The 2,507-nt window shown below is 42.3% G+C and carries 1 protein-coding gene and 1 pseudogene; both read left to right on the top strand.

What is annotated here, in order from left to right; translation table 11 throughout:
* Window positions 1–1,156: RHS repeat-associated core domain-containing protein (locus JCM16496_RS20900; RefSeq protein WP_025836411.1), on the top strand; the 1,156-nt coding region annotated here is incomplete at its 5' end.
* Between the two features lie 589 nt (window positions 1,157–1,745).
* Window positions 1,746–2,507 (top strand): annotated as a pseudogene (locus tag JCM16496_RS22520) (RHS repeat-associated core domain-containing protein); the annotation flags it as partial.

Below are 2,507 nucleotides of genomic sequence, written 5' to 3'. Positions count from 1 at the left end.
CGTGAAGCAGGCAAATGAATACACTTACGATGCCAATGGTAATTTAACTAAAGATTTAAACAAAGGAATTACCAATATATCGTATAATTGTTTAAATTTGCCTGGTGTAGTAACTTTTAGTGACGGTAGCACGATTACCTATGCTTATGCCGCCGATGGTACCAAGCTTAGAACGGTTCATAAGATAGGCAGCACTACCACCACAACGGATTACTGCGGGAGTGTGATCTATGAGAATGGTGTTCAGAAGTTGTTGTTAACGGACGAGGGTTATGTTACACTGAGCGACAGCAAGTATCACTACTACTTGAAAGACCATCAAGGTAACAATCGTGTCGTGATTAACCAGAGCGGAAGTGTGGAGGAAACTAACCACTATTATCCTTTCGGCGGTGTCTTTGCAAGTACTACGAATGTCCAGCCTTACAAGTATAATGGTAAGGAGTATGACACGAAGAAAGGTTTGAACTGGTATGACTACGGGGCACGTCATTATGATGCTGCACTGGGACGATTCCACACGAACGATAGTTTTGCTGAAAAGTACTATCCGATGTCTCCCTATCAGTATGGTGCGAATAACCCGGTTGGGAATATTGATGTGAACGGAGATAGTATTGTAGTGCTTAATTATACGAGTGGGGAACATCTGGGTCTATTGATTCAGAATAGTTCTAATCGATGGGAATATTATTCTTTCAATGGGGATAAGATATATAACTCAACTGAAGGAAGTTCTGGAGGTGGTCCCCAAGATAATAAGGGAGAGCTTTCTTGGTCCTCTCCGCAAGAGTTCCTCGATAGTGAATATAATCAAAATGCGTCTAAAGAGGATATAGAGAGTGGAAAGGTTAATGGTTATGGTTATCAAGAGGGTTATCTTATTCCTACAACGGAGAAACAAGACGGAACTATAAGGAAAGCATTTATTGAAGCGGTTGATCAAGGATACTCTTTAATTGGCAATCATTGCTCTGTTGCGGTTCAAAAATCATTAAACAAAGCCGGTATAGAGACAAAAAACAACATGGAAGTAACCAATCGCCAAATGGGAGAGGTTTATAATGTAAAAATAAATCCATATTTACCAAGTAAGGCGTATCAAGCTATTAAAAAGAATAATTCACAAGGATATACAATAAGAAGAAACAAATGATGCTAAAAAAGAATATATTAAAAGAGGCGTTGCCTATTTTCTGGGTGGTCCAAAGCATTTGGCTTTTCTCGTTTAAATCCATTGAGACCGTTATTATTGCTATTATATTGTTATTAATTTCTGTTCTTGGAATTATCATTAATAGTAACACCTATAATATTATATTCTTAGGTATATGTGTTTTATACTCAATTGCTTTAGGTGTTGTAGTGTCTCTTTTGAGTATACTTTTCAAGTTACCCATTATATATATGTTACTTCCCATTACAAATTTTGTAGTTTTAGTGTATATGTTAAGGATTTATGGGAAAAATTGATAGAGTAATTTTAGAAGGAAAATGTTCTTTATTCGAAGTTTCGCCCTTTGAGGAGATTTTTAACTATTAGAGGTAATAATTGCTCTATTATTGATAGACTGTTATTATGCTTCATTTGTTACTTTCGAGTTCCTAAACATCTGATCCGATGGATTAACAAAATGAATCCCTGCTTATATTATTGTGCATAAGTAGGGATTATTTGTGTAAGACAGTTGGCTGCCCAGCCTCGCTAGCTTCAAGATTAGCGCTCCGGGCAATTACGGGGACGATTGACCCGGCAAGGGGAATGTACGGGAAAGAACGCCTCTTCAAGTCCGGTGGTACATGTACAGAACTTCTACGACAATTATGACTTTCTGTCGCAATCGGGATTCACCAACCGTACTTGGTTTCCTGTCGCCATAGTGCAGGATAAGTCCAACGCCCGGAATCATCAGACGGGCAGCATCCTCTCCCTGCTTGACGGCACGGGCAAGGTATATGTTGCCAACTATTATGACGTCAAGGGGAGGGTGACACGTACCACCCGTTCGCAGCCGGACTTCTGCCTCAAGCAGGAGACTGCCTACACCTTTACCGGGAATCCTCAGACGGTAAACGAATGGCACTACAAGAACGGTACGCCTACCGTAAGCGGGAAATATACCTATGCCTATGACTCGTGCGACCGCCCGGAAAGCGTGAAGTTTGACCTGAACCACAGCGGGACATCCATCACACTGGCAGCCTACACGTATGACAAGTTCGGCAGGCTCCAGAGCCGGGAATTCCATGGCGCAAGTGCCGACAAGCTGACCTACGCCTACAACCTCCGCGGCTGGCTGACGGGTATCAGCGGAAGTAAGTTCACCCAGACTCTGTATTACAATACCGGCACCGGTGCTGCGAAGTACAACGGCAGCATCAGCAGTATGACGTGGAAGGCCGGGGATGAAAGCACCGTCCGCGGCTACAAGTTCACTTACGACGGACTGGACCGGATACTGAATGCCACCTATGGCGAAACAGCAAGTATCAACACCAATGTGAGT

This window comes from Bacteroides rodentium JCM 16496 (assembly GCF_000614125.1).
Taxonomy (GTDB): Bacteria; Bacteroidota; Bacteroidia; order Bacteroidales; family Bacteroidaceae; genus Bacteroides; species Bacteroides rodentium.
Note: the sequence above shows the minus strand (reverse complement) of the source record. Positions and strands in the feature narration are given on the sequence as shown.